Below are 24,637 nucleotides of genomic sequence, written 5' to 3'. Positions count from 1 at the left end.
ATGGCAGTCGATGCAACCATGCCGACGCCCGTCGTCTCAGCACCGGGCACCAGCAACGGAACGAACTCTGGAAGCAGCAGCGGCAGCGGCCTGACGACCTCCTCGCAGGGCATCGCCGACAATTTCCAGACCTTCCTGACGCTGCTGACCACGCAATTGCAGAACCAGAACCCGCTCGACCCGCTCGACACCAACCAGTTCACCCAGCAGCTGGTGCAGTTCGCGGGCGTCGAGCAGCAACTGAAATCCAACGATCAGCTGAAGTCGCTGATCGAGATCGAGAAGAGCGCGCAGTCGACCCAGGCGCTGGTCTATGTCGGCAACACGGTCGCGGTCGACGGCAGCAAGACCCAGTTCGACAAATCCGCGACCTGGAATCTGGTGTCCCCGCAAGCCACCAGCGCCACCATCACGATCACCAGCGCGACCGGCCAGACCGCCTATTCCGGCAATTTCAGCCTGAAGCAGGGCAACGCCAGCTTCGTCTGGGACGGCAAGGGCAATGACGGCACGCAATGGCCGGCCGGCACCTACACGCTGACCGCCACCGGCAAGGATTCCAAGGGCAACCCGATCGCCATCTCGACCGAGGTGCAGGGCGTTGTCGACTCCGTCGACCTGACCGCCTCCCCGCCGCTGCTCTCGATCGGCGGGCAGACCTATACCACCGACAAGATCAAGCGCGTGGTGCGCGGGGCGACTGGCTCGAGCTGAGCACATTGCCACGATCCGTAGCCGCGCTTTGAGCGGGCGACCGCGCTCACCACACTGTATCGTCGTCCTGGCGAAAGCCAGGACCCATCACCACCGCATTTGATGATAAGCGGGATCGTGGCCCCAGTGTCGCGCAACAACTGAGAGTTGGGGTAATGGGTCCCTGCTTTCGCAGGGACGACACCGAATATGTGGTTCGGCCGGTGAATCAAACATCCGCATTCTCGCGACATGATTTGCCCGAGCTTTGCTGTTCGTTCCGCCTTCACTGTTGTAGGGCGCGCAGGGAAAGCCGGGTGCCGATCGCGACGGTTCCATGCTATAGCCACGTCACTTGGCTGCTTGCTGTGGGGCTCGACAATGCCGATCAATCGCTTGCTGAAGACGGGCGAATACACGCCGGAGCAAATCGAGCTCTTCAACAGGGCGTTCAGCTTGGCGCTGCATTCGATGGGTCTGGTCGATCGCAACGATCCGCTTTGCGAGATCGTGGCCCGCAAGGTCATCGAGATCGGCAAGACCGGCGCCCTCGACGCGAAGGGCGTCGCGGAAGCGGCTGTGGCCAGCATCGGTCTCTGACGGCCGACGCGGTCGATGGCCGCTGACGGAACGGCGCTTGCCCCGCGGATCGGACGTTCCGGCTGAGCGCGGGCCGCCGCCGTTGCAGGCGGCCCGCCATCAGAGCGGCCTCACTCGACTTCCTGCACGACCGTACGGGTGTCGGGATCGACCAGCATCACGCGCTGGCCGGTATAGACATAGCGATATCTGGTGAGCGACGGACCCCAATCGGCAGGCACCGCTTCAAGCTCGACCTCGCGCGGCACAGGCGAGCCGACGACGATCCTCTCCCGCGTCTCGACGGGACGGATCTTGTGTTCGGTCACATAGCTGTGGATTCGCGTGCGATATTGCGGCTCGATCTGCACGGTGGCGGCATGTCCGGCACCGGTCGTGCCGACAATCGTGCTCTGGGCAAAAGCGCCCGTCGACGCCAATACGGCGGCAACAGAAATCAGAACCAGCTTCTTCATAACGTCCTCCTCACCGCTCCATGCGGCGTTTCGAGAACCGCGACAGAATGGCAATGTTCCTAACGGAGGATCCCGATCAATCGTTGCCGGCGCGCTCCTCGCGCCAAGGCGTTCATCCGGGAATGGACGTCTTGTTCGGCTGGTCCAGTGTTGGCGCGTCCGGACTTTCGCTCTCCGCATTCAGCTCGACCTCGGCCGCGTGCCGGAATTCCTCGTCCCTGCCGTCGGGCTTTCCGGCCTTCTCCCAGAGCTGCCGCGCGTAGTCCCGGATCTGCTGTTCGGTGGCCATGTCATTCCTCGGGAATTCCGAGCTCCTTGCGAACCGTCACGGCCGAGTCACCGACCTTCTCGACGGCTTTACGCAGCTGTTCGCGCGACACGCCGAGGGCATGTGTCCAGCATCTCACCTGAAGCAGATCGTGCATGTTGATCTTCGATCGATCGAACTGCTCTTTCCTGGTCAGGCGCTTCGTCACTGAACTTCTCGCGTCAACCGCTCGGCCTGAGCCTCGGCCGTTGCTGGCGATCCAATCTTCCGGACAGTCATTTGTTCCTTTCTTGGATGGCTGGGTCCTCACCCCTCGGAGGAACATTCTCCACGAGCGATACTTCAGTCGTGAGAGGCCGCGGGCGGCAGCACGAACAAAGGTAAGCCATGACAGGCATTGCAGACAGGATCGGCGGACGGGTCAAGCAGCTCAACGCCGAGATCATCAACGATGGCAGGCTAGCCGAGGAAGGCGCGCAGCAGATCAAGAACGCCGAGAACGCGCCGCCCGCGAAGCCGTTCGGCAATTTGGACAAGCTGACCTAGATGCCCAGATACTTCTTCCATCTCGCGGGCGACATCCCCGCACACGACGTCGTCGGTCACGACTGTGCCGACGACAAGGACGCCCAGGATCACGGCAGCTTCATCGCTCACCGGATCGGCACTGAAAAGCCGGAGATGGTTCGCGACGGCAATTTCATTTCGGTTCGCGATGCGGGCGATAGCGAACTCTTCCGCATCCCCCTGGCTTCGACGAGCGTCTGACGGGGAATGATCGTTCTCATCTCGGCTCGGCTCGCTTCCTGCAGATCGACGCTGCCGGCCGATGTCCGGCATTCCTTGGCCGGCCCGCCGCATGGTGCTCTCAAGGACGCGACCAGGACAGGCCACGCCCCGCCGTTCAATAGGAACAAACGACGACGAGCGCGGTTCGGACCTACATCAGGGTTGAAACACCAATTGCACACATGAAACGTCGCAATCGCTTCAAGCAAACCACGACGCTCGCATACCGCCTCATTCAGCTGGAGGAAGCGGCCCGCGCGAGGGCTTCGCATCTGCCTCCCGGCACCGAGCGGGAACGACTTCTCAAGAAGGCCCGCGAGGCCGAGCGCGCCGTCCAGATCGACCAATGGCTCGCCACTCCGGGAGCAGAGCCGCCACCATAGCGCTTCGATTCACATAAGTTGTGTCGATTCACATAAGCTAATGCGCGCACAGCCGCGAGGCGTTCGAGGCTCGGGCCCGCCCCAACGTCGGGTTTTGCCCCAACCAGACTTGCAGCCGGCCTCAACCCACCTCGCCCTTCGCTCCGGAGCGCCCCTAGGCAGCACCTCGCGCACATCCCGATCAGGGGCGGCGGCTCAGTGAGAGCCCTTTCGTGCGAGCCGCACACCGCGTGGCGAATCGCCGAAGCGGGCTCGGAACAGACGGTTGAAATGCGAAACATCCGAGAAACCGACCTCGAGCGCGATATCGGAAATTCGCCGACGGCCGGCATCTGGCTCGGTGAGCAATTTGAGCGCCCGCTGGAGCCGCAATTCATTCAAGCGCTCGGTGAACGACGGGCCTGATGACGCCATCAGGCGCTGCAGATAGCGCGGCGAGATGCCCTGGCCACGCGCAACCGTTTGAACGTTGAGCCCGGGCTCCTCAAAGTGTGCGGCGATGTAGTCGAGCATAGCACGATGCCGCGCAGCGACGACGGCGCTCGCGCTGCTCTCGCCCAACGCAGCACACTCGCCGATCGCGAGCGCGATGAGATCGTGGATATGGGTCACGACTGTATCGCGAAGCTTCGGCGCGCTCAGCGCTTTCGTCTTAAGCACCGATTTCAGGTATGAGATGAACAGTCGGAATGCTTCTGTCCGGTGGCAAATCGGCCGCATGACCAGACCTTCGACGTCGGTCACGCGCTGCGCAAGCGCCTCGCGCGGCACGGCCAGGCCGAATTGCAACCCGTCGATATAGGTGACGCTGGCGGGCTCGGAATGCAGAATTGCAATTGCGTCGCCGGCGCGAAAATCGGCGTCCCGGCCGCGCTGCGATAGCTGACATCTGCCCGGAGAGCAGAAGATGACCCCGATGGAGTCATCGCCATCGGCAAGGTTCGCCTGCAAACGCTTGAACCGCATCGACGTGCCCTTCAGCGCCAGCATGCGCAATCCCTGAACCGATCGCAGCGACGCATCGGCCTGGAATGAAACGTTCGATAGAGGCTCGATATCGGCGTGCACGATGCATCGGCCAAAGTGCTCGCGCCAGAGCGGGATACGAATGCGTTCCGGAAGCTCGCACGTCGAAAATCGATACGATGCGAAATTGGCTGCGTCCATCGGCATGGGGACCTCCAGCCTTCACAAAACGTCGGAATGAAATGTTGCGGCACTCCACAATCGGTATCTGCATTTTGCGATTCACGCACCGGTCTTCGCCCGATCCGTGCGCATGAGTCCAAGAAGCCACGCTACCGGTCTGCTAGTCTTGCTCGCCTGTGATTGATACTGATGTGAACTGGTTCACTTGGTGATTAGAATATTACGTATATAATGACATCATGAAAATCGCGGCAAATTTCCCTCTTAAGAAGAAGCAGTCGCGATCGCTCTATTTATAATTGCTGCCATCGGATCCGTTTCAAACATTCCGTGCAAGCGCAAATCAGTGTCGTGCCCCGTACGCGGTTTCCTGGCTAAGACGCCACGCGCAGGTCATTCAGTAGAACGACTGATATCGATTTTGGTTGCGTCGGACTGCCTGCGGCACTGTCGGTTATCGCCGCCGGTTGAAATGGTCGAAATCTGTCACGTGGGAAAGTCAACCTGGTGATCAAGAAGGCGTTCGATCATGTCCATCATATTCGACATGCTTTATCGTGAATACTGTCGCGCCCGCCTCGCCGAAATGCGAAAGCAGCATTTGTTGCCGGCCATCGGCGACGTCGCGCAGGCGGCGCCGTCAGAGGATAGCGATCCACCCGGTCCCCGTGATTGCGGCTGGCCGGCGGAAGCGCCGCCAACCCTCGGGTAGCCGCAACGCATAATCATACAGGTTGACCGGAGGCTAGTCCGGCACGCGCACGCCTCGGAGCACCCGAGCGTCTCATGGACCTAGGTCCGATGAGGCCGCGCGCGCCCGCCAGACAGATCGACAGATGCACGATCGAACCCGCAGCTCGAAGCGATTGCTCGGCGAGACCCCGCCGGAGTTCAGATCGACCGGCCGCGACCCGCGCATCGATGTCTGTCGCGGAATCGCGTTGTGGTGGATCTTTCTCGATCACATTCCAGACAACGTCGGAAGCTGGCTGACCCTGCGCAACTACGGCTTCTGCGATGCCGCCGAAATCTTCATGTTCATCTCGGGCGTCACCTGCGCCCTGGCCTACGGCAGAGCGCGTCAGCGCGACGGCTGGCGCGGCATGATCGGCCGTTCGCTGCGGCGAGGATGGGATATTTATGCCGCCTTTCTGCTGCTGACGCTCGCCTGCGCGATCGTCGTCTACCTCGCGGGCAGCGATCGCCTCGCCGACGACAGCAATACGCGGGTTCTGTTCGAACGTCCGGGCGCAGCGCTTGCGCACGCCGCGGTCCTGCAATTCCACCCTGTCAATACCGACGTGCTGCCGGTCTTTGTGATCTGCCACGTGTTATTCGCACCGCTGCTGTGGCTGCTGCTGCGGGCGCCGAACCTGACGCTTGGCCTTTCGCTGTCGCTTTATGCGCTGGTGCATGTCTTCGGCTGGAGCATTCCCTCCTGGCCCGACGGCGTCTGGTTCTTCAACCCGCTGGCCTGGCAGCTTCCGGTCGTGCTGGGCGCATGGTACGTCATCGAGGGAAGGACGATCCAGGGATGGGTGACGTCGCGCCCTGCGCTGGTTCTGTCCGCGCTCTATCTCGCGTTCGGCCTCGTCGTTGCGCTGGGCCACGGCATCAAGCCGCCGCTGCTGCCGCAGGCGCTGACGGATTTGCTGTTTCCGATGGACAAGTCGAATCTGAGCCCGTTGCGGCTGCTGCATTTTCTGGCGCTCGCCATCGTGGTGTCATGGCTCGTTCCAGCGGGCTGGCAGGGACTGACGACGCCGATGCTGCGCAGCGCGAGGCGTTGTGGCGAGAACTCGCTGCCGATCTATTGTCTCGGCGTCCTGCTGGCGCTCGCCAGCCAATGCGACCTGTTCGACATCTCGAACCGGCTCTCGATGCAGATCGGACTCAGTCTTGCCGGTGTCCTTGTGATGGTCGCGGTCGCGGCGCTGCTGAACACGCTCGGCACCAAGCGCGCCCGGCCGCCGGATGTCGATGCCGCCGGACATGATCTTGTGCCGCGCGCCGGCGATCGCGGCATCTTCGACGGTCATGGCGCGCATATCCTTTAAATCGCGTGATCGTGCGCGGGAGAAGCGGATGCTCTCCCACGCACGGCTGGCGCCGACGCTCAGCTCGACTGTCGCGCGGCGTCGAGGATCAGCCGCGCGATCGCGTCGGGCTGCGAGATCAGCGCGAGATGGCTGGCCTTCACCTCGATCGTGGTGGCGCCCATCCGCTTGGCCATGAAGCGCTCGAGATCCGGATTGATGGTGCGGTCTTCGGTCGAGACGGCGTAGTAGCTCGGCTTGCTGCGCCAGGCCGCATGGCTGGTCTTGCCGGCCAGCAGTTGCTTTTGGAACGGCTGCTGCACGGCATAGAGCACCTTCGCCTTCGCCTCCGGCAGGTCGCCGGCGAAATCGCGCAGGAACGCTTCTTCGCCGAGCCGACCCTCGTCGCCGTCGAACACGATGCCGGCGCTCGCTGGCGGCGTCGGATAGGTCTTGGCCAGCGCGGTGTAATCCTCGTCCGCATCGGGTGCGCGCGCCGCAACATAGACCAGCGCCGAGACATTCGGATGCACGCCGGCCTCGGTGACGATCATGCCGGAGAAGGAATGACCGACCAGCACGGTCGGACCATCCTGGCGATCGAGCACCCGCTGCGCGGAGGCAACCGCTTCAGGCAGCGTGGTCAACGGATTCTGCACCGACGTGACGTTGAGCCCGGCGGCCTGCAGCCGCGGAATGACCTCGGACCAGCAGGAGCCATCGGCGAACAGGCCGTGCACCAGCACGACGTTGCGCGCCTTGACCGGCGGCGTGGTGGCGGCCATGCCGCGCGTGGACACCAGTGAAGCCGCGGCTCCAGCGAGCAAGGCGGTCGAGAAGGCGCGTCTGTTCATCATCATGTTACTGCTCCGTTGTTGTATGCTGAGTTGAAAATCAGAGAAGCGCGTCCACCTGCGGTGAACGGACAATCTCTCCTACGCGCGCAAAGGCCTCATGGTTACGCTCGATGCTGTCGTGATCGTAAAGATAGTTGACCATGATGCCGAAGGATTCCGCCATCGCGCGGTCGGCCGTGTTGCCGAGCCAATTGATCCGCTCCAGCCGGGCACCGTTGCCGAGATGGAAGCGCGCCACCGGATCGATGCGATTTCCTGACGCCGGCGAGCGCGTGAGATATTGCGCGCACAGCTTCATCAGGACCGGACGCCAGGTCTCGCAGGTCGCCGCGTCGTGCCACCAGCCCTCGCGCTCCAGCTCGCGCAGCATCGCGACCTCGTTGCCGCCGGATTGCGGCTGCTGGCTGAGCCAGCGCCGGAAGCCCGGGATCGGCGACAGCGTGGAGAAGCGCTTCAGCTGCGGGAATTCCGTTTGCAGCTCCTCGACCACCTGCTTGATCAGGAAATTGCCGAACGACACGCCGCGCAGTCCGTCCTGGCAGTTGGAGATCGAATAGAAGATCGCGGTGTCGGCATGCGCGGCCCTGAGGCCTGCGCTGTCTTGATCCGCATCCTGCACCAGCAGCGGTGGCACGGCGGTGGCCAATCCCTGCACCAGCGCGACCTCGACGAAGATCAGCGGCTCGCCGGGCAGCGCGGGGTGGAAGAAGGCAAAGCAGCGGCGGTCGGGCGCAAGGCGGCGGCGCAGATCGTCCCAGCCCTTGATCTCGTGCACCGCCTCATAGGCGATCAGCTTCTCGAGCACGGCGGCCGGCGACTGCCAGTCGATGCGGCGAAGCTCGAGGAAGCCGCGATTGAACCATGAGACGAACAGATGCTTGAGATCGGCATCGAGCAGCTTCAGCTCCGGTTCGGAGCCGAAACGGCCGGCGATCTCGCTGCGCATCGCGATCAGGCTCGCCGTGCCGCCGGGCGCCATGTTCATCCGCCGCAACACCTCCTGGCGCGGCGGATCCGCGGCGTCGGCCAAATCGGCCGCGGCCGCCGCGGTGCCGTCGGCAAGATAACGCTTCGCCGCATCCTGCAGCGCCGCCGCGTCGGGCTGAAACGCGCTCGCCAGATAACGTTGAAAGCCGTGCCGGCCGGTGGCATCGAGCGCGCGCATGGTCTGCTGCAATTGGCGCGCGATCAGGGCGCCCGACGCTTCGCCGCGCTCGGACAACAATGCCGCGGCGAGTTGCCTTGCTTTGTCGAGTGAGGCCGGTGGACTGCCTGGGATGTGCTCGGCGTGGGTCATGGGAGCCTCCTTCTAGCGGCGGAATTTGGCAGGCGGCACGTAGAGGCCGCCCGATGCAGTGACGAGGTCGTCGATCGATTTCGCGGCGAGCCAGTCGCGCGTCGCCGTCTCGACGTCGAGGCCGAGATCGGACGGCAGCATCACGATGCCGCGGCGGCGCAGGCCGTCGGTCGTCCCGGCGTCCTGCCGCCGGCCGAACTCGGTGTCGCCGGCGACCGCGCGCAGGGCGGCCTCGCGCTCCTGCGGCGAGCGGCAACGCAACAGGTTGCAAACACCGCGTTCGGTGATCACGTGGCTGACGTCGTCGCCATGGATCATGACCGGCGGCAGCGCAAAGCCGGCCGAGGCCGCGAGGTCGAACGCGTCGAGGCGCTCGACGAAGCTCGGCGCGCCGTTCGGCTGCCAGGTCTGGACCATCTGCACCACGAGCTTGCGGCCGCGCAGACGCTCGCCTGCTTCCTCGCCGGCACGCAACCAGGCAACGCTGTCGTGGCGTCGGCCGCGCGGATCGGCACCCATGTTCGGCGCGCCGCCGAAGCCCGTGATGCGGTCCTTGGTGGCGGTCGAGCTGTTGCCCTCGGGATCGATCTGCAAGGTGCCGCCGACGAACAGGTCGCAGGCATATTGTCCGGCGACCTGCGCCAGCGCGCGGTTGGAGCGCAGATTGCCGTCGGCGCCGACCGGAAACACGTCGGGACGGCTGGCGACAAATCGCTCCATGCCGAGCTCCGAGCCGAAGCAATAGACGTTGTCGACGAAGCCGGCTTCGATGGCGGGGATCAGCGTCGGATGCGGGTTGAGCACGAAATTCCGCGCGACCTTGCCCTTCAGCCCGCGCTTGGCGGCAAAGGTCGGCAGGATCAGCTCGATCGCCGCGGTGGCATAGCCGATGCCGTGATTGAGCCGTGTCACCTGATAAGGCTCATACACCGCCGATATCGCCATCATCGCCATCAGGACGTTCTCGTCCCTGACCTTGGCGGGATCGCGCGTGAACAGCGGATCGATCGCATACGGCTTCGGACCGGGCACCACGACATCGACCCAGTCGCCGGGGATGTCGACGCGCGGCAGACGATCGACGATCTCGTTGACCTGCGCCACGACGACGCCACCGCGGAACGCCGCGGCCTCGGCGATGGTCGGCGTGTCCTCGGTGTTCGGACCGGTGTACAGATTGCCGTCGCGATCGGCCTTGTCGGCCACGATGAGCGCAACCTGCGGCGTCAGGTCCACCAGCATCCGCGCGTAAAGCTCGAGATAGGTATGGATCGCACCGATCCGCAGCGCCTTGGCGGCAACGAGCTCGGCAAGGCGGCGGCTCTGCGGGCCGGCAAAGGCGAAGTCCAGGCGGTTGGCGATGCCGCGCTCGAACACCGCGAGATGATCGGGAAGCGCCAGCACCGACTGCACCATGTGCAGATCATGCACCCGCGACGGGTCCACCCCGGCGAGGCACGCGGCCAGGAAGTCGGCCTGCTTCTGGTTGTCGCCCTCGAGCGCCACCCGGTCGCCGGATGCGATGACCGCCTCGAGCAGCTCGATCGCGCGGTCGGGCGGGCAGACCTTTCCGTTTGTGCCGCAGACAGTTCGCGCGCGCACGAGGCGCGCCGTGCGATCGGTTCGTGGTGTCGTCTCCGACATGATGGCCTCTCCTTGCTTGATCATCTGAAGCGAAGGTAGGCGGGCGGAATTGATAATAGAAACGATATTCTATAATATGATTGATTACAGATATGGATTAATCGATGCTCGACCTCGAACTTTTGCGGGCCTTCGTCGCGGTCGCCGATTGCGGCGGCTTCCACCGCGCCGCCGAGCAATTGCATCTGACCCAGTCAACCATCAGCCAGCAGATCAAGCGGCTCGAGCTCGCGACCCGGCGGCCGCTGTTCCGGCGCACGACGCGCAGCGTCGCGCTGACCGACGAAGGCGAGATGCTGCTCGGCGATGCGCGGCGTTTGCTGCAGCTCGAGGAAGCGGCGCGGCAGCGGCTCGTGGCGCCGCGGCTGTCCGGCTCGGTTCGTCTCGGCGTGGTCGAGGAAGTCGCCGGCGGCTCATTGCCGTCGGCGCTGGGCCGCTTCGCCGCGCTGCATCGCGGGGTCAAGCTCGAGGTGCAGATCGGTGTCAGCGCCGAACTGATCGAGCAGCTCGATGCGGGCCGGCTCGATCTGGTGTTCGCCAAGCGGCCGCTCGGAACGTCGAAAGGCCGTCTGGTGTGGCGCGAACCGCTGGTGTGGACCGCGGCGGAAACGTTCGATCTCGTTCCCGGCGTGCCGCTGCCGCTGGCGCTGTACCGCGAACGATCGGTGTCGCGCGACGCCGCGCTCTCCGCGCTGCGCGACGGCGAGCTCGGCTGGGAGATCGTCTATACCAGCCCGAGCCTGACCGGCGTCCGCGCCGCCGCCGTCGCGGGACTTGCCATTACCCCGCTGCCGCTCAGCGCGGTCACCACGGGCCTGCGCGTTCTCGGAATTGGCGACGGCCTGCCGCCACTTCCCGATCTGGAATTCGCCATCTACGAGAAAAGACGGCCGAACAAGGCCGCGGAGGCGCTCGCCGATGCCTTGCTGACGCTGGCGCGCGGTCCCCTGCGCCCCTCGATTTGAGCGCACCGAACCGCGAATTGCGCCGCGCGCCGGTCTGCCTGCCGGCGGGTAGACCCGAATGTTCCCGGCCGTTCCAACGAGATTCGTATTGAACGCTTGGGCTTAGGCAAATTTTAAACCGGGAGGCGTAGCTTACCCCTTGCGAGTTCAGTGGTTGAGAGTTTGTGAGTACGCCATGACAGAACCCCATCGCCCGAGGGTGAAATACGTCATCGGGCCTGACGGCAGCCCGTTAACGATTGCGGATTTGCCGGCCCCCGGTACCAAACGGTGGGTCATCCGCCGCAAGGCCGAAGTCGTCGCTGCGGTCCGCGGCGGCCTGCTCTCCCTCGAGGAGGCCTGCAGCCGCTACACATTGACCGTCGATGAATTCCTTTCCTGGCAGTTCTCGATCGACCAGCACGGTCTGGCCGGGCTGCGCACCACCCGCATCCAGCAATATCGGCAGTAATTCGGCGCCGATCCTGTGGCATTTGACGAAAACCGGCCTCGCCTTGCGAAGCCGGTTTTTTTCATGTCCGCGATTTTGCCGCGGTCCTTAACCTTCGTTAACCATATGGAAACCATACCCTAGGCAATATTTGCCCAGTCGGACCCGCGCGGGCCGAATCCTGGGGGCCGTTGGTGCAAAGTCTGGTTGCTTTCCTAAGAGGTCTTGGTGCGGCCCGCCTCGCGGCCATGGTTGCGGTCACCGCGGCCCTGATCGGCTTCTTCGCCTTCGTCATCATGCGCGTCACGACGCCACAGATGACCACCCTCTTCACCGACCTGTCGACCGAGGATTCCTTTGGAATCATCAAGGAGCTGGAACGCCAGGCGATCCCGTTCGAGCTGCGCAATGACGGCGCCGCGATCATGGTGCCGAAGGACAAGGTGACGCGGCTCAGGATGAAGCTCGCCGAGGGCGGCATGCCCAAGGGCGGCGGCGTCGGCTACGAGATCTTCGACAAGTCGGATGCCTTGGGCACCACGAGCTTCGTCCAGAACATCAATCATTTGCGGGCGCTGGAGGGCGAGCTCGCCCGCACCATCCGCGCTATCGACCGCGTCCAGGCCGCGCGCGTCCATCTGGTACTGCCGGAGAAGCCGCTGTTCTCGCGCGAGACGCCGGAGCCCTCCGCTTCGATCGTGCTCAGGGTACGCGGCGCGCTGGAGCCGCAGCAGATCCGGGCTATCCGCCACGTCGTCGCCTCCGCGGTCAACGGGCTGAAGCCGCAGCGGGTCTCGATCGTCGACGAGGCCGGGCAACTGCTCGCCGACGGCGCCCAGTCCGACGCCGATGCCGCGGTCGGCGACGAGCGCCGCGCCGCCTTCGAGAAGCGGATGCGCAAGCAGGTCGAGGACATCGTCTCGTCAGTGGTCGGCGCCGGCCGCGCCCGCGTCCAGCTCTCCGCCGACTTCGACTACAACAAGATCACCCAGACCTCGGACAAGTTCGACCCCGAGGGTCGCGTGCTGCGCTCGACCCAGACCCGCGAGGACAGTAGCCTCACCGCCGACAATTCCGGCCAGGTCACCGTCGCCAACGAGCTGCCGGGCAGCCAGAACCAGGACAACGCCGCCCGCGCCCGCGACCAGAGCAAGAAGAGCGAAGAGACCAACAATTACGAGATTTCCCGCACCACCAAGACCGAGGTGACCGAGGCCGGCCGCGTCAACCGCATCTCGGTCGCGGTGCTGGTCGACGGCAGCTACTCCAAGAACGAAAAAGGCGAGCTGGTCTATCAGGACCGCACCAAGGAGCAGCTCGACCGCATCGCCGCTTTGGTCCGCTCCGCGATCGGCTTCGACCAGAAGCGCGGCGACCAGGTCGAGGTCGTCAACCTGCGCTTCGCCGAGCCGCCCGCCGCGCAGCCGATCGCCGAGCCGACCGGCCTGCTCGGCATGCTGCAGTTCACCAAGGATGACGTGATGTACGTCATCGAGCTCGGCGTCATGATGATGCTCGGCCTCGTCGTACTGTTCATGGTGGTCCGCCCGCTGGTCAAGCGCATCGTGGCGGCCGACGTCATTCCGGCGCTGACCGGCGCGGGCATGCCCGCGCTGGCGGAAGCCCATGCCGAGAGCGCCGCAACGCCGGGTCAGGCGCTGATCCCGAGCGGCAGCGGCGCAGCGCAATTGATCGACGTCGCCCAGATCCAGGGCCAGGTCCACGCCCAGGCCGTGCACCGGGTCGGCGAGCTCGCCGAACGCAATCCGAACGAAACCGTCTCCATCGTCCGTCAATGGCTGAGCGAGCCGGTAGAGAACTGACATGGCCGCCGTACCCCAGACCACCAACGCCAACGACATCGCCACCGTCCTCTCGACGCTGGCGAACCGGCAAAGCGCCCGGCCCAAGGGCAAGCCGCTACCCGGCCCCAAGCGCGCGGCAATCCTGATGCTCGCACTCGGCGAGCAGTATGGCGGCAAGATCTGGTCGATGCTCGACGACGAGGAAGTCCGCGAGCTGTCGGTCCACATGTCGACCCTCGGCACCGTCGAGGCCGACGTGGTCGAGGACCTGATGCTGGAATTCGTCTCGCGGATGTCGGCCTCCGGCGCGCTGATGGGCAATTTCGACGCCACCGAACGGCTGCTGCAGCAATACCTGCCGGCCGAGCGCGTCTCCGGCATCATGGACGAGATCCGCGGCCCGGCCGGCCGCAACATGTGGGAGAAGCTCTCCAACGTGCAGGAAGAGGTGCTCGCCAACTACCTCAAGAACGAATACCCGCAGACCATCGCCGTGGTGCTGTCGAAGCTGAAGCCGGAGCACGCCGCGCGCGTGCTCGCGATCCTGCCCGAGGACATCGCGCTCGACGTGGTCGGCCGCATGCTGCGGATGGAAGCCGTGCAGAAGGAAGTCATCGAGCGCGTCGAGCAGACGCTGCGCACCGAGTTCATGTCGAACCTGTCGCAGACCCGCCGCCGCGACGCCCATGAGGTGATGGCCGAGATCTTCAACAATTTCGACCGCCAGACCGAGACCCGCTTCATCACCTCGCTTGAAGAGGAAAACCGCGAATCCGCCGAGCGCATCAAGGCGCTGATGTTCACCTTCGACGATTTGATCAAGCTCGATACCGCCTCGGCCCAGACGCTGATGCGCAACATCGACAAGGACAAGCTCGGCGTCGCGCTGAAGAGCGCCAACGAGGAGGTACGCAGCTTCTTCCTCGGCAACATGTCCTCGCGCGCCGGCAAGATGCTGATGGACGACATGGCCGCGATGGGCCCGGTGCGGCTGCGCGACGTCGACGAGGCCCAGGCGCTTCTGGTCAACCTCGCCAAGGATCTCGCCGCCCGCGGCGAGATCACGCTGACCAAGAACCGCGCCGACGACGAGCTGGTGTATTGATGGCCGCGCCCGCAAAATTCCTGTTCGACACGGATTTCTCGGCGCCGGACCGCGCACGCGAACGCGCGCCGACGCCGGCCGAGGTCGCGCAGAAGGTCGCCGACGCCGAGGCGCGGGCCTATCGCGCCGGCTACGAGGCCGCGCTGCGCGAGGCCAAGGTCGAGAGCGACCGCCGCGCCGCGCAGGCGTTGGAGGAGATCGGCACCGCGATCAAGGGCATCGCGGCGCGCTTCGCCGGCATCGAGACGCGGATGGAGACCGAGGCGGTGGACGTCGCGGTGGCGGTCGCCCGCAAGCTTTGTTCCGAGCTGATCGCGCGCGAGCCGCTCGGCGAGATCACCGCGCTGGTCTCCGACTGCTTCTCGCATCTGGTGGCGACGCCGCATCTCGTGGTCCGCATCAACGACGCGCTCTACGAGGCGGCGCATGACAATATCGAGCGGATGGCGGCGCATTCCGGCTTTCAGGGCCGGCTGGTGATCCTGGCCGAGCCGACGATTGCGACCGGCGACTGCCGGATCGAATGGGCCGATGGCGGCGTCGTGCTGGAACGCGCCGCGATCGAAGGCAAGATCAACGAACTCGTCGGGCGCTATCTGGCGTCCCGCGCCAGGCCGGCTGAAGGCGATTGAGGGCTGAACCATGACCGACACCGACACCCAAGTCCCGCTTCCCGATCTCAACTCCGCCGACGCGCCCACCATCGACGACATCGGCTACAACGAGGACGAACATGCCGCGCGCATCGCGGCCGATCTCGAGGCCGTGTTCGACGTGCCGGTGCAGGTCTCGGCGGTGCTTGGCCGCTCCAAGATGGACGTCGGCGACCTCTTGAAGCTCGGACCGGGCACCGTGCTCGAGCTCGACCGCCGCGTCGGCGAGGCGATCGACATCTACGTCAACAACCGCCTGGTGGCGCGTGGCGAAGTGGTGCTGGTGGAAGACAAGCTCGGCGTGACCATGACCGAAATCATCAAGGCAGAACGCTCTTAACAACTCAGGCGGTCACGCGCGGGACCTGCGCGACCAGACGAACAGGAGATCATCATGCGGCTTCTCATCGTTGGCACCCTGAAGGGCCAGCTCACGACCGCGACCAAGATCGCGATGGACAACGGCGCCTCGGTGACCCACGCCGAGGCCGCCGAACAGGCGATGAACGTGCTGCGCGGCGGCAAGGGCGCCGACCTCCTGCTGGTCGATGTCGGCCTCGACATCCGCGACCTCGTGATGCGGCTCGAAGCCGAGCACATCCACGTGCCGATCGTCGCCTGCGGCATCTCCAACGACGCCCGCGCCGCGGTCGCCGCGATCCATGCCGGCGCCAAGGAATACATCCCGCTGCCGCCCGACCCCGAGCTGATCGCAGCGGTGCTGGCCGCGGTCGCCAACGACGCGCGCGATCTGATCTACCGCGACGAGGCGATGGGCCGGGTAATCAAGCTGGCACAGCAGATCGCGGGCTCGGATGCCTCCGTCATGATCACCGGCGAGTCCGGCACCGGCAAGGAAGTGCTGGCGCGCTACGTCCATTCCCGCTCGGCCCGCGCCAAGCGGCCGTTCATCTCGATCAACTGCGCCGCGATCCCCGAGCACCTCCTTGAATCCGAGCTGTTCGGCCATGAGAAGGGCGCCTTCACCGGCGCGGTCGCCCGCCGCATCGGCAAGTTCGAGGAAGCGACCGGCGGCACGCTGCTGCTCGACGAAATCTCCGAGATGGACGTGCGGCTGCAGTCCAAGCTGCTGCGCGCGATCCAGGAGCGCGTGATCGACCGCGTCGGCGGCACCAAGCCGGTCCCGGTCGACATCCGCATCATCGCGACCTCGAACCGCAACCTCTCGGAGGCGGTGCGCGAGGGCACCTTCCGCGAGGACCTGCTGTTCCGCCTCAACGTCGTCAACCTGAAGATTCCGCCGCTGCGCGACCGCCCGGCCGACATCCTCGAGCTGGCGCAGCATTTCGCCAGGAAATATGCCGAGGCCAACGGCATGCCGGTGCGTCCGATCTCGACTGATGCCCGCCGCGTCCTGACCGCGAACCGCTGGCAGGGCAACGTCCGCGAGCTCGAGAACACCATCCATCGCGCGGTCCTGATGGCGCAGGGCGACGAGATCGGCGCTGAGGCGATCCTGACCCCCGACGGCGACCGGCTCGACCTCGCCAAGACCGCGCCCGCGGTCGCGCACGCCACGCTGGCCGCCGAGCAGGTCACCCGCGCGCTGGTCGGCCGCACCGTCGCCGATGTCGAGCGCGACCTGATCCTGGAAACGCTGAAGCACTGCCTCGGCAACCGCACCCATGCCGCCAACATCCTCGGCATCTCGATCCGCACGCTGCGCAACAAGCTGAACGAATATGCCGACGGCGGCATCCCGATCACCCCGGCCGGCAATGGCGCGCCCGACTATCAGCGCATGGCGAACGCCGGCTGAGAAACCCTGGTGGCGGCAAGTCCCGCCGCTTGCCTCGCCTCACGAATAGCTGGGCGCGTCGGGCTTGCGGAAGATCCGGATCGGATCGCCGGGCGTGATGTCGCGGCCCGTGAACGTCACATAGGCATAGAGCGCAAGATAGGCGACGGCGATCGCACCGACGATGTAGAGCAGCCAGGTTCCCACGCGCTTCATCGAACCGTCACCTCTCCGAAACATCCGCGCCATTTAATGCGCCGATTGGGAAAGCGCCACGGCCGACAAGCCGCGCCGGCCTCGGTGCCGTTCATCCCTTGAATCTTGCGGCAGGTTGCCTTATTCAATCTCCTATTGCATTTACATTCTTAGACAACTGGAGAGTGATATGGCCCTTTACGCGCAGACCAGCGGCACCCTGTCCACAACCTCCGCGACTTTAACGCCGATGCAAGGCCTCAGCCTGACGATTCCGGAGGGCGTCGGCACCACCGCGATCATCACCCTTAACGTTCCGAATCCCTACGCCACGGGCAATGATATTCCGGGCGGCGTGTTCGGAGTCACCGTCAATGGCACGGTCTCGCCGGTCGTCGCAAGCTTCACCTATAACGAGACCCCGTCGAGCTTTGGCCGTATCCCGACCACACTCGTCGTTGGCATTCCGCTGGCCAATGCAGCTCAGACCGTCCAGGCTGTATGGGCTGGCGTCCGCGGCAGCAATGTGATCATCGACAGCCCGGCATCGCTGAGCGCAGTTTTCTAAAGTCCGATCCGGATAAGCACGGCGCGCTAACGCGGCCCTCGCACATGAACATGACGCGACGGCAGGCTGACCTCAGCCAGCCGTGCGGCGTCTTCCTCATGGTCGAGCGCGACATACTCGCCGTGCCAATACGCCAGCGCGGCGGTACGCTCGGACGCGATCACGTCGAGCACGCGGCCGATGACGATCACGTGCGAATGCCGTTCGATGGTCTCCTCGACCTCGCAATCAACCGCGGCAAGCGCGCCGACCAGCAGCGGGACGCCTGACGCCCGCGTCGTCCATTCGGCCCCGGTGAAGCGGTCCGCGCCCTTCAGGCCGCCCTTGCCGGTGAAGCGCTCGGCGATGTCGCGTTGATCCGCGGCCAGGATATTGACGCCGAATACGCCATGGCGTGCGATCAGCGGCCATGACGAGGCCGCGCGGTTGATGCTGACGATCAAGGACGGCGGCTCGACCGAGAGCGACGACACCGAGGTCACCGTCATTCCCGAAATATCCTTGGCCCGACCGGCCGTGATCACGCTGACGCCGCCGGTGAGGTGACGCATCGCGCCGCGGAATTCGGCGGCCGCAACCGCTGATACGATCGAAACATTGCGGACGATGGAATTCATGGCAACCTCACAGACTGTCTTCGCTGCCTTCGAGCAGATGCTTCAGGATCTCGCCCTCCAGCGCAGCGAGTTCGGCCGACCCGCGCCGGCGCGGCCGCGGCAGGTCGATCGTGACATCCTCTGCGATGCGGCCGTCCTCGATGACCAGCACGCGGTCGGCGAGCGCGACCGCCTCGGCGACGTCATGCGTCACCAGGATCGCGGTAAAGCCCTGGTCGCGCCAGACCCGCTCCAGCAATTGCTGCATCGAGATCCGCGTCAGCGCATCGAGTGCGCCGAGCGGTTCGTCGAATGCCAGCACGCGCGGCTGGCTGACCAGCGCCCGCGCCAGGGCAACGCGCTGCTTCTGCCCGCCCGAGAGCACCGACGGCCACTGGGTGCGCTTGTCGCCGAGTCCGACCTCGACCAGCGCGCGCTCGGCGCGCGCCTGTGCATCAGCAGACGAGCGCTCGCGCCCCAGCCCGACCTCGACATTGGACAGCACCCGCGCCCAGGGCAGCAGCCGCGGCTCCTGGAACATGACGCGGACGTCCTGCGCCCGCGGCGGCTCGCCGAACGCGATGGTTCCCGCCGTCGGCGCGTCGAGGCCGGCGATCAGACGCAGCAGCGTGCTCTTGCCGCAGCCGCTCCGGCCGACGATCGCGACGAACTGGCCGGCCGGGATGTGCAGGTCGATGCCGCGCAGCACCTCATTGTCGCCGAACGCCTTGCGCAGGCCGCGGATGGTCAGCGACAGGCCGCGGGCCGCGCCTTCCGGCACGCGCCGCAACTGCCGCGCCTTCACGACGATCTCGGTGCGGTCGACCGGCTCGGCTTCAGCGGTTTCGAAACGAAGCGCTTCTTGCATTCTCATTCTCACTTCTTCTGGAAGGCGGGATGCCACGACAGGGTCAGCCGCTCCAGTGCCCGCGAGGCGCTGTCGGCGAGCTTGCCGAGCAAGGCGTAGATCAGGATCGAGAGCACGACGACGTCGATCAGCATGAACTCGCGCGCCTGCATCGCCATGTAGCCGAGGCCCGACGAGGCCGCGATGGTCTCGGCGACGATCAAGGTCAGCCACATGATGCCGAGCGCGAAGCGCAGGCCGACGAAGATCGAGGGCAGCGCGCCGGGGAAGATCACCCGGCGGAACAGCTCGCCGTCGGTCATACCGTAGATGCGGCCCATCTCGATCAGCTGCGGGTCGACGGTGCGAATGCCGTGCAGCGTGTTGAGATAGATCGGGAAGAACACGCCGAGCGCAACCAGGAACAGCTTTGCCGACTCGTCGATGCCGAACCACAGGATGACGAGCGGGATCAGCGCCAAATGCGGAATATTGCGCACCATCTGCAAGGTGGTGTCGGTGAGTTTTGCCGACAGCTGCGACAGCCCGTTGGCGAGACCGAACGCAAAGCCGATGCCGCCGCCGATCAAGAAGCCGATCGAGGCGCGCCAGAAGCTGACCCAGATGTTGCGGACCAGTTCGCCGGACAGCAGCAGCTTCCATCCCGCCACCGCGACGTCAGTCGGCGCCGGCAACACCCGCGAGGGCACGTAGCCGGTGACGCAGGCAAGCTGCCACACCAGCACGATCGCCAGCGGCACGATCCAGGGGATCAAGCCATCGACCTTCGGGAGTTTCGGCGCGCTGGAGCTGTTTCCGTTCCGATGGGATCGGAACGGAGCTCCAGATTTTTGTTTTGACGCGTTTTCTTCACGGGAACCGGCATCCACTTCGCTCGAAAACGCTTTGCGGCGCGGGAGACTGTCGATGAGACTCATGATTGCGATGCCTGCTTCTGCGGACGGTAGTCGTTGCCGATAGTCTCGCCGAACGGCCCGGTGTTGACGCGGATCGGCGTCACGTTGCCGCCCTGCGCCAGCGACAACAGCGGGAACACCAATTCGGCGAAGCGATAGGCTTCCTCGAGATGCGGGTAGCCCGACATGATGAAGGTATCGACGCCGATCTCCTGATACTCCTTGACCCGCGCGGCGACGGTCTCGGGATCGCCGACCAGCGCGGTGCCGGCCCCGCCGCGCACCAGGCCGACGCCGGCCCACAGGTTCGGGCTGATCTCGAGCTGGTCGCGGCGGCCGCCATGGAGCTGCGCCATGCGCTGCTGGCCGACCGAATCCATCCGCGCAAAGATCTTTTGCGCGGCGGCCACCGTGTCGTCGGTGACGTACTGGATCAGCTCGTCGGCGGCGCGCCACGCCTCCGCGTTGGTCTCGCGCACGATCACATGCAGGCGGATGCCGAACGAGAGCTTGCGGCCGCGCTGCGCCGCCACCGCCTTCACCTTGGCGATCTTCTCGGCGACCTGCGCCGGCGGCTCGCCCCAGGTCAGATATTTGTCGACGGTGTCGACCGCGACGTCGATGCCGGCATCCGAGGAGCCGCCGAAATACAGCGGCGGCCGCGGCGACTGCACCGGATTGAACAGCAGGCGGCCGTCCTCGATCCTTATGTGCTTGCCTTCGACATTGACGGTCTTGCCCGCCAGCAGATCGCTGTAGACGTTGAGGAACTCGCGGGTCACCGCGTAGCGTTCGTCATGATCGAGGAAAATGCCGTCGCCCTTGTTCTCGATCGGATCGCCGCCGGTGACGACGTTGATCAGAAGGCGGCCGTTCGACAGCCGGTCCAGCGTCGCGGTCATCCGTGCGGCGACGCTCGGCGACTGCAGGCCGGGCCTCACCGCCACGAGATAGCGCAGGCGTTCGGTCCAGGGCGCGACGGCCGAGGCCACCACCCAGGAATCCTCGCAGCTCCGCCCGGTCGGCAGCAGCACGCCGTAATAGCCGAGCTGATCGGCGGCCTGCGCGATCTGGCGCAGATAATTGAAGTTCACCTCGCGGCCGCCGATCGACGTGCCGAGATAGCGGCTGTCGCCGTGGGTCGGCAGGAACCAGAGGATGTTGGCGTTGGTTGGGTTGCTCACGTGCCCGGCCTCCATGCGACGTCGGAAATCTTGATTTGTTTCGGGATCAGGCCGAGCGCGAAGAACGTGTCGGCGACCTGCTGCTGGTCCGCGACCACTGCATCGGTGACCGGCTTGATGCCGTAGGCCTGCCGCTTCAACGCGACCTCGACCACCGGCACCGACAGGCCGATGCTCGGCGCCAGCTGCTCGGCAACGGCGTGGATATCGCCCTTGGCCCAGTCATCGACCTCGCTCAGCTGCGCCAGCACGAGCTCGACGATCTTCGGATCGGCCTGCAGGAATTTCTTCGAGGCGAAGTAGAACTGATAGTTCGCAACGATGCCGGTGCCGTCGGCGACGGTGCGGGCGCCGGTCGCAGCCTCCGCCGCGGCCTGGAACGGATCCCAGATCACCCAGGCATCGACGGCGCCGCGCTCGAACGCCGCGCGCGCATCGGCCGGCGCCAGGAACACCGGCTCGATCTCGGAATATTTGACGCCGGCCTTCTCCAGCGCCTTCACCAGCAGATAGTGGACGTTGGAGCCCTTGTTCAGCGCGACCTTCTTGCCCTTCAGGTCAGCGACCGACTTGATCGCGCTGTCCTTCGGCACCAGGATCGCCTCGCCCTTCGGCGCCGGCGGCTCATAGGCGACATACTGGATCGGCGCGCCGGCGGCCTGCGCGAAGATCGGCGGCGCCTCGCCGGTGTTGCCGAAATCGATCGCGCCGACATTGAGCGCCTCGAGCAGCGGCGGCCCGGACGGAAACTCGGTCCACACCACCTTGGTGCCGACCGCCTTCAGCTTTTCCTCGAGCGAGCCCTTGCTCTTGAGCAGCACCAGCTTGCCATATTTCTGGTAACCGATGCGGACCACCTTCTCCTGGCCGTAGGAGGCGCTGACGGTTGCGGCGACGATGCTGAGCGACAGCACCGCGCGGGCGATCCAGCGTCGAAATAAACGCATCATGGGACTATCCTCTGCATTGGAAATGACCAAACGCGCGCCGATCAGGTCTGGGGATTGCGCCAGACGATGTCGCGGATCGCGATCTGCTTCGGGATCAGGCCGAGCTTGAAAAAGCGGTCGGCGACGCCCTGCTGGGTCGCGATGATGTCGTCGGTCACGGGTCCGACCGAGAAGCCCGCCCGCTTCGCCGCGATGGTCTGGATATCGAGCGGCACGCCGGTGACGGCGGCCAGCGATTTGGCGACCTCGTCGGGATGCGCCTGCGCCCATGCCGCGCTCGACGTCGTGACATCGACGATCTGCTGCAGGATCGCGCCGCGATTGCGGGCGAAGTCGCGGTTGGCGATGTAGAACGAGTTGGTCTTGGTGATGTCGCGCGTCTTGACCAGGATGCGGCCGTTCTGCTTGGTCTCGGCGATCGCGAAATACGGATCCCAGATCGCCCAGACATCGATGCCGCCATTGGCGAAGGCCGGACCGGCGTCCGGCGGCGTCAGATAGACCGGCGTGATGTCGTCATAGGTGAGCCCGGCCTTCTCCAGCGTCTGGATCACGACATTATGCGCGCTCGATCCCTTGGTGAAGCCGACGCGCTTGCCCTTGAGATCGGCAATTGACGCGATCGCCGAATTCTGCGGCACCAGGATGCCGGAGCCGTTGATGATGGGCTGCGCCGCGGCATAGACGATGGCCGCGCCGGCGGCCTGCGCGAAGATCGGCGGGGAATCGCCCACCGCGCCGTAATCGACGCTGCCGACATTCATCGCTTCCATCATCGGCGGGCCCGAGGAGAACTCGATCCATTTCACGCCGATGCCCTGCGGCTTGAAATGATTTTCCAAGGCCTCGCGCTGGCGCGTGATAACGAGCACGCCGTTCTTCTGGTAGCCGATACGAATTTCCTTCGCGTCCGCCTGCGCCTTCGCACCGCGTGACAGCGCAGCGGCGGCGGCTGTGACGAGCGACAGCTGGAGGAACTCACGACGCTTCATTCCAAACTCTCCTGACGATCAAGCGCGCTATCGCGCTGCACGATCATGCGATGTCAGGATGATGGGGCGCGCGAATGAAGCTGTCGAGCACCGCACAAAAATAGCGATGCCCGCACTTCGGTGCAGGCATCGCGCGTGCCGTTTCTTTTAAAGCTCCGAGCGCGTGTAGCGAATTATTTTCTTCACGCGATCGCGAGGCGGCTGCGCATTAATTGATCAGCCCGCAGCTGCTGCCTTCGAGCCGACATTGACCGCGAGTTTACCATAGCGGTCCGTGAACGCCTGGGTGTCGATCTCCTCGAGCTTAATCGAGCCATCGAGCACGCCCTTCTTCCAGGCATCGTGCTCGGGATCGTGCTGGAACTCCGGCATCACTTCTTTCGCGAACAGCTCGAGCGACTCGCAGATGTGCTCATGGGTGTTCTTGCCGGCCTGGTTGAGCAGGATCACCTGATCGATATGCGAGGCGCGGAAGCGCCGCAGCTTCTTGCGCAAGGTCTCCGGCGAGCCGATCAGGCCGCCGCGCAGCGCAGCCTCCTGCGCCTCCGGCTTGTCGCGCTTCCACTTGTTATACTCGTTCCACATGTTGACGGTGCCGGGCGCCGGCCGCTGCCGGTTCTGGGCCTGGCCGTAATAGCGCAGCGCGAACTGGAAGAAGGTTGCGCCGTCGGCGCGCCGGCGCGCTTCCTCGTCGGTCTTCGCGCACATGAAGAACGAGACCAGCGCCATGTTCGGATTGATCTCGTAGTCGGCGAGCTTCTTCAGCCGCTTGGTGATCGCGTTGTAATAGGCGTGCACCCAGGCATGCGCCGCCTCGGCGCTGACGAACTGAAAGCCGAGCGCGCCAAACCCGTTCTGCCCGGCGCGTTCGATGGTCGGCAATTGCGAGCATGCCATCCAGAGCGGCGGATGCGGCTTCTGCACCGGCTTCGGCACGACATTGCGCAGCGGGATATCGAAATACTTGCCGTGATGCTCGGTGCCGACCTTGCTGAACATCGGGAAGATCGCTTGCACGGCTTCCTCGAACACCTCGCGCTTGGTCTCCATGTCGCGGCCGAACGGCGTCAGCTCGGTGATCGAGGCGCTCTCGCCCATGCCGAACTCGCAGCGGCCGTTGCTCAAGAGATCGAGCACCGCGACCCGCTCGGCGACGCGGGCCGGATGATTGGTGGTGAGCTGGAAGATGCCGTGGCCGAGCCGGATGTTTTTGGTGCGCTGGCTCGCGGCGGCAAGGAAGGATTCCGGCGCCGGCGAGTGCGAATATTCCTCGAGGAAGTGGTGCTCCACGACCCAGGCGTAGTCGTAAGCGAGCCGGTCGGCGGTTTCCAATTGCGTCAGCGCGTTCTGGTAGAGCCTGAGCTCGTCGCCGTCGTTCCAGGGGCGCGGCAGTTGCAGCTCGTAAAAGATGCCGAATTTCATGGAGTCACTCCCAAGGTCGCTTCTTTGACCAGTTATCGTGGTCTCGACCGCTTGTTGTTTTGGGGCAGTCTAGTGGCG

Annotated in this window: 29 protein-coding genes; 14 read left to right on the top strand and 15 right to left on the bottom strand. The window is 65.0% G+C overall.

Translation table 11 applies throughout. The features are described from left to right. Positions 1 to 714: a flagellar hook assembly protein FlgD gene (locus tag Q2M23_RS23100; RefSeq protein ID WP_016844363.1), complete on the top strand. Its 714-nt coding sequence runs from the start codon at positions 1 to 3 to the stop codon at positions 712 to 714. A gap of 375 nt (positions 715 to 1,089) precedes the next feature. Next, positions 1,090 to 1,293, top strand: coding sequence for a hypothetical protein (locus Q2M23_RS23095; RefSeq protein ID WP_125459363.1), 204 nt, complete (start codon positions 1,090 to 1,092; stop codon positions 1,291 to 1,293). Positions 1,294 to 1,403: 110 nt separating this feature from the next. Here Q2M23_RS23095 and Q2M23_RS23090 read toward each other — a convergent pair whose 3' ends face one another. The 3 genes from Q2M23_RS23090 to Q2M23_RS23080 all read right to left on the bottom strand — a co-directional run bounded on the left by Q2M23_RS23090 (position 1,404) and on the right by Q2M23_RS23080 (position 2,224). Next, entirely contained in the window at positions 1,404 to 1,748 is a 345-nt protein-coding gene (locus tag Q2M23_RS23090) for a DUF1236 domain-containing protein (protein ID WP_028333446.1), read from the bottom strand. A 112-nt stretch (positions 1,749 to 1,860) separates the two neighbouring features. Next, positions 1,861 to 2,037 (bottom strand): DUF2934 domain-containing protein, encoded by a 177-nt coding sequence (locus tag Q2M23_RS23085; protein ID WP_076830016.1) that lies wholly within the window; start codon positions 2,035 to 2,037, stop codon positions 1,861 to 1,863. A gap of 1 nt (position 2,038) precedes the next feature. After that, positions 2,039 to 2,224, bottom strand: coding sequence for a DUF3606 domain-containing protein (locus Q2M23_RS23080; protein ID WP_028333447.1), 186 nt, complete (start codon positions 2,222 to 2,224; stop codon positions 2,039 to 2,041). A gap of 179 nt (positions 2,225 to 2,403) precedes the next feature. Between Q2M23_RS23080 and Q2M23_RS23075 the strand changes: the two genes are divergently transcribed. From Q2M23_RS23075 to Q2M23_RS23065, 3 genes are all read left to right on the top strand, one after another. Continuing rightward, positions 2,404 to 2,562 carry a hypothetical protein gene (locus tag Q2M23_RS23075; RefSeq protein WP_253589102.1) on the top strand — a complete coding sequence of 53 codons (159 nt, stop codon included), beginning with the start codon at positions 2,404 to 2,406 and terminating at the stop codon, positions 2,560 to 2,562. Further along, the gene (locus Q2M23_RS23070) at positions 2,563 to 2,784 is read left to right on the top strand and encodes a DUF6894 family protein (RefSeq protein ID WP_028333448.1); all 222 of its coding nucleotides are present in this window, start codon (positions 2,563 to 2,565) and stop codon (positions 2,782 to 2,784) included. It abuts the gene before it with no gap. 203 nt (positions 2,785 to 2,987) lie between these two features. Further along, positions 2,988 to 3,188, top strand: a complete 201-nt coding sequence (locus tag Q2M23_RS23065; RefSeq protein WP_057017332.1) for a hypothetical protein — start codon at positions 2,988 to 2,990, stop codon at positions 3,186 to 3,188. Between the two features lie 195 nt (positions 3,189 to 3,383). Here Q2M23_RS23065 and Q2M23_RS23060 read toward each other — a convergent pair whose 3' ends face one another. Then, complete coding sequence (locus tag Q2M23_RS23060) at positions 3,384 to 4,361, bottom strand: AraC family transcriptional regulator (protein WP_316397141.1); 978 nt, start codon at positions 4,359 to 4,361, stop codon at positions 3,384 to 3,386. An 812-nt stretch (positions 4,362 to 5,173) separates the two neighbouring features. On the opposite strand from Q2M23_RS23060, the gene Q2M23_RS23055 reads away from it, so the two are divergent. Next, the gene (locus tag Q2M23_RS23055; RefSeq protein WP_316397140.1) at positions 5,174 to 6,394 is read left to right on the top strand and encodes an OpgC domain-containing protein; all 1,221 of its coding nucleotides are present in this window, start codon (positions 5,174 to 5,176) and stop codon (positions 6,392 to 6,394) included. A gap of 59 nt (positions 6,395 to 6,453) precedes the next feature. Here Q2M23_RS23055 and Q2M23_RS23050 read toward each other — a convergent pair whose 3' ends face one another. Genes Q2M23_RS23050 through mdcA form a run of 3 tightly spaced genes read right to left on the bottom strand, consistent with a single transcriptional unit; the run spans position 6,454 to position 10,195 of the window. Next, positions 6,454 to 7,233, bottom strand: coding sequence for an alpha/beta fold hydrolase (locus Q2M23_RS23050; RefSeq protein ID WP_076830013.1), 780 nt, complete (start codon positions 7,231 to 7,233; stop codon positions 6,454 to 6,456). A 34-nt stretch (positions 7,234 to 7,267) separates the two neighbouring features. Next, on the bottom strand, positions 7,268 to 8,527 hold the full coding sequence (locus Q2M23_RS23045) for a malonyl-CoA decarboxylase (RefSeq protein WP_316397139.1): 1,260 nt from the start codon (positions 8,525 to 8,527) through the stop codon (positions 7,268 to 7,270). Positions 8,528 to 8,539: 12 nt separating this feature from the next. After that, on the bottom strand, positions 8,540 to 10,195 hold the full coding sequence (gene mdcA / locus Q2M23_RS23040; protein ID WP_316397138.1) for a malonate decarboxylase subunit alpha: 1,656 nt from the start codon (positions 10,193 to 10,195) through the stop codon (positions 8,540 to 8,542). Between the two features lie 80 nt (positions 10,196 to 10,275). On the opposite strand from mdcA, the gene Q2M23_RS23035 reads away from it, so the two are divergent. The 7 genes from Q2M23_RS23035 (at position 10,276) to Q2M23_RS23005 (ending at position 16,909) form a co-directional block, all read left to right on the top strand. Further along, positions 10,276 to 11,136, top strand: coding sequence for a LysR substrate-binding domain-containing protein (locus Q2M23_RS23035; RefSeq protein ID WP_316397137.1), 861 nt, complete (start codon positions 10,276 to 10,278; stop codon positions 11,134 to 11,136). 175 nt (positions 11,137 to 11,311) lie between these two features. Next, positions 11,312 to 11,587 carry a DUF1153 domain-containing protein gene (locus Q2M23_RS23030; RefSeq protein WP_002714638.1) on the top strand — a complete coding sequence of 92 codons (276 nt, stop codon included), beginning with the start codon at positions 11,312 to 11,314 and terminating at the stop codon, positions 11,585 to 11,587. Positions 11,588 to 11,760: 173 nt separating this feature from the next. Continuing rightward, positions 11,761 to 13,389, top strand: a complete 1,629-nt coding sequence (gene fliF / locus Q2M23_RS23025) for a flagellar basal-body MS-ring/collar protein FliF (RefSeq protein WP_316397136.1) — start codon at positions 11,761 to 11,763, stop codon at positions 13,387 to 13,389. A 1-nt stretch (position 13,390) separates the two neighbouring features. Then, positions 13,391 to 14,476, top strand: a complete 1,086-nt coding sequence (gene fliG, locus Q2M23_RS23020; RefSeq protein WP_018273552.1) for a flagellar motor switch protein FliG — start codon at positions 13,391 to 13,393, stop codon at positions 14,474 to 14,476. Beyond that, a complete protein-coding gene (locus Q2M23_RS23015) occupies positions 14,476 to 15,108 on the top strand; it encodes a FliH/SctL family protein (protein WP_316397135.1) in 633 nt (210 codons plus the stop codon). Before fliG ends, Q2M23_RS23015 begins: the two co-directional genes overlap by 1 nt. 10 nt (positions 15,109 to 15,118) lie before the next feature. Continuing rightward, positions 15,119 to 15,469 (top strand): flagellar motor switch protein FliN, encoded by a 351-nt coding sequence (gene fliN, locus Q2M23_RS23010; protein WP_028333458.1) that lies wholly within the window; start codon positions 15,119 to 15,121, stop codon positions 15,467 to 15,469. Positions 15,470 to 15,523: 54 nt separating this feature from the next. Then, a complete protein-coding gene (locus Q2M23_RS23005; RefSeq protein WP_253589094.1) occupies positions 15,524 to 16,909 on the top strand; it encodes a sigma-54 interaction domain-containing protein in 1,386 nt (461 codons plus the stop codon). A 39-nt stretch (positions 16,910 to 16,948) separates the two neighbouring features. On the opposite strand, the gene Q2M23_RS23000 is transcribed toward Q2M23_RS23005, so the two are convergent. Then, positions 16,949 to 17,104: a hypothetical protein gene (locus Q2M23_RS23000; protein WP_316397134.1), complete on the bottom strand. Its 156-nt coding sequence runs from the start codon at positions 17,102 to 17,104 to the stop codon at positions 16,949 to 16,951. 169 nt (positions 17,105 to 17,273) lie between these two features. Between Q2M23_RS23000 and Q2M23_RS22995 the strand changes: the two genes are divergently transcribed. Beyond that, entirely contained in the window at positions 17,274 to 17,651 is a 378-nt protein-coding gene (locus tag Q2M23_RS22995; protein WP_016844337.1) for a hypothetical protein, read from the top strand. A 26-nt stretch (positions 17,652 to 17,677) separates the two neighbouring features. On the opposite strand, the gene Q2M23_RS22990 is transcribed toward Q2M23_RS22995, so the two are convergent. From Q2M23_RS22990 to Q2M23_RS22960, 7 genes are all read right to left on the bottom strand, one after another. After that, positions 17,678 to 18,268, bottom strand: coding sequence for a flavin reductase family protein (locus Q2M23_RS22990; RefSeq protein WP_316397133.1), 591 nt, complete (start codon positions 18,266 to 18,268; stop codon positions 17,678 to 17,680). Positions 18,269 to 18,275: 7 nt separating this feature from the next. Continuing rightward, complete coding sequence (locus Q2M23_RS22985) at positions 18,276 to 19,115, bottom strand: ATP-binding cassette domain-containing protein (RefSeq protein ID WP_316397188.1); 840 nt, start codon at positions 19,113 to 19,115, stop codon at positions 18,276 to 18,278. 8 nt (positions 19,116 to 19,123) lie between these two features. Beyond that, a complete protein-coding gene (locus Q2M23_RS22980; protein ID WP_057017321.1) occupies positions 19,124 to 19,870 on the bottom strand; it encodes an ABC transporter permease subunit in 747 nt (248 codons plus the stop codon). A 158-nt stretch (positions 19,871 to 20,028) separates the two neighbouring features. Beyond that, positions 20,029 to 21,210, bottom strand: coding sequence for an FMNH2-dependent alkanesulfonate monooxygenase (gene ssuD / locus Q2M23_RS22975; protein WP_316397132.1), 1,182 nt, complete (start codon positions 21,208 to 21,210; stop codon positions 20,029 to 20,031). Next, a complete protein-coding gene (locus tag Q2M23_RS22970) occupies positions 21,192 to 22,145 on the bottom strand; it encodes a sulfonate ABC transporter substrate-binding protein (protein ID WP_316397131.1) in 954 nt (317 codons plus the stop codon). Before Q2M23_RS22970 ends, ssuD begins: the two co-directional genes overlap by 19 nt. 41 nt (positions 22,146 to 22,186) lie before the next feature. Further along, entirely contained in the window at positions 22,187 to 23,137 is a 951-nt protein-coding gene (locus Q2M23_RS22965) for a sulfonate ABC transporter substrate-binding protein (RefSeq protein ID WP_316397130.1), read from the bottom strand. 216 nt (positions 23,138 to 23,353) lie between these two features. Next, complete coding sequence (locus tag Q2M23_RS22960) at positions 23,354 to 24,559, bottom strand: LLM class flavin-dependent oxidoreductase (RefSeq protein ID WP_316397129.1); 1,206 nt, start codon at positions 24,557 to 24,559, stop codon at positions 23,354 to 23,356. Between the last annotated feature and the right edge of the window lie 78 nt (positions 24,560 to 24,637).

This window comes from Bradyrhizobium sp. 33ap4, assembly GCF_032654765.1.
GTDB lineage: Bacteria > Pseudomonadota > Alphaproteobacteria > Rhizobiales > Xanthobacteraceae > Bradyrhizobium > Bradyrhizobium australafricanum.
Note: the sequence above shows the minus strand (reverse complement) of the source record. Positions and strands in the feature narration are given on the sequence as shown.

Bases quoted from the DNA above. Each gene is read 5' to 3' on its own strand.
- Q2M23_RS23075 (WP_253589102.1), top strand. From the start codon at position 2,404: ATGACAGGCATTGCAGACAGGATCGGCGGACGGGTCAAGCAGCTCAAC.
- Q2M23_RS23030 (WP_002714638.1), top strand. From the start codon at position 11,312: ATGACAGAACCCCATCGCCCGAGGGTGAAATACGTCATCGGGCCTGAC.
- Q2M23_RS23060 (WP_316397141.1), bottom strand. From the start codon at position 4,361: ATGCCGATGGACGCAGCCAATTTCGCATCGTATCGATTTTCGACGTGC.
- Q2M23_RS23000 (WP_316397134.1), bottom strand. From the start codon at position 17,104: ATGAAGCGCGTGGGAACCTGGCTGCTCTACATCGTCGGTGCGATCGCC.
- Q2M23_RS23015 (WP_316397135.1), top strand. From the start codon at position 14,476: ATGGCCGCGCCCGCAAAATTCCTGTTCGACACGGATTTCTCGGCGCCG.
- Q2M23_RS22960 (WP_316397129.1), bottom strand. From the start codon at position 24,559: ATGAAATTCGGCATCTTTTACGAGCTGCAACTGCCGCGCCCCTGGAAC.
- Q2M23_RS23005 (WP_253589094.1), top strand. From the start codon at position 15,524: ATGCGGCTTCTCATCGTTGGCACCCTGAAGGGCCAGCTCACGACCGCG.
- Q2M23_RS22965 (WP_316397130.1), bottom strand. From the start codon at position 23,137: ATGAAGCGTCGTGAGTTCCTCCAGCTGTCGCTCGTCACAGCCGCCGCC.
- Q2M23_RS23050 (WP_076830013.1), bottom strand. From the start codon at position 7,233: ATGATGATGAACAGACGCGCCTTCTCGACCGCCTTGCTCGCTGGAGCC.
- Q2M23_RS23090 (WP_028333446.1), bottom strand. From the start codon at position 1,748: ATGAAGAAGCTGGTTCTGATTTCTGTTGCCGCCGTATTGGCGTCGACG.
- Q2M23_RS23045 (WP_316397139.1), bottom strand. From the start codon at position 8,527: ATGACCCACGCCGAGCACATCCCAGGCAGTCCACCGGCCTCACTCGAC.
- Q2M23_RS23085 (WP_076830016.1), bottom strand. From the start codon at position 2,037: ATGGCCACCGAACAGCAGATCCGGGACTACGCGCGGCAGCTCTGGGAG.
- Q2M23_RS22985 (WP_316397188.1), bottom strand. From the start codon at position 19,115: ATGCAAGAAGCGCTTCGTTTCGAAACCGCTGAAGCCGAGCCGGTCGAC.
- Q2M23_RS22995 (WP_016844337.1), top strand. From the start codon at position 17,274: ATGGCCCTTTACGCGCAGACCAGCGGCACCCTGTCCACAACCTCCGCG.
- mdcA (WP_316397138.1), bottom strand. From the start codon at position 10,195: ATGATCAAGCAAGGAGAGGCCATCATGTCGGAGACGACACCACGAACC.
- Q2M23_RS22990 (WP_316397133.1), bottom strand. From the start codon at position 18,268: ATGAATTCCATCGTCCGCAATGTTTCGATCGTATCAGCGGTTGCGGCC.
- Q2M23_RS23065 (WP_057017332.1), top strand. From the start codon at position 2,988: ATGAAACGTCGCAATCGCTTCAAGCAAACCACGACGCTCGCATACCGC.
- Q2M23_RS23070 (WP_028333448.1), top strand. From the start codon at position 2,563: ATGCCCAGATACTTCTTCCATCTCGCGGGCGACATCCCCGCACACGAC.
- ssuD (WP_316397132.1), bottom strand. From the start codon at position 21,210: ATGGAGGCCGGGCACGTGAGCAACCCAACCAACGCCAACATCCTCTGG.
- fliG (WP_018273552.1), top strand. From the start codon at position 13,391: ATGGCCGCCGTACCCCAGACCACCAACGCCAACGACATCGCCACCGTC.
- Q2M23_RS22970 (WP_316397131.1), bottom strand. From the start codon at position 22,145: ATGATGCGTTTATTTCGACGCTGGATCGCCCGCGCGGTGCTGTCGCTC.
- Q2M23_RS23055 (WP_316397140.1), top strand. From the start codon at position 5,174: ATGCACGATCGAACCCGCAGCTCGAAGCGATTGCTCGGCGAGACCCCG.
- fliN (WP_028333458.1), top strand. From the start codon at position 15,119: ATGACCGACACCGACACCCAAGTCCCGCTTCCCGATCTCAACTCCGCC.
- Q2M23_RS23035 (WP_316397137.1), top strand. From the start codon at position 10,276: ATGCTCGACCTCGAACTTTTGCGGGCCTTCGTCGCGGTCGCCGATTGC.
- Q2M23_RS23100 (WP_016844363.1), top strand. From the start codon at position 1: ATGGCAGTCGATGCAACCATGCCGACGCCCGTCGTCTCAGCACCGGGC.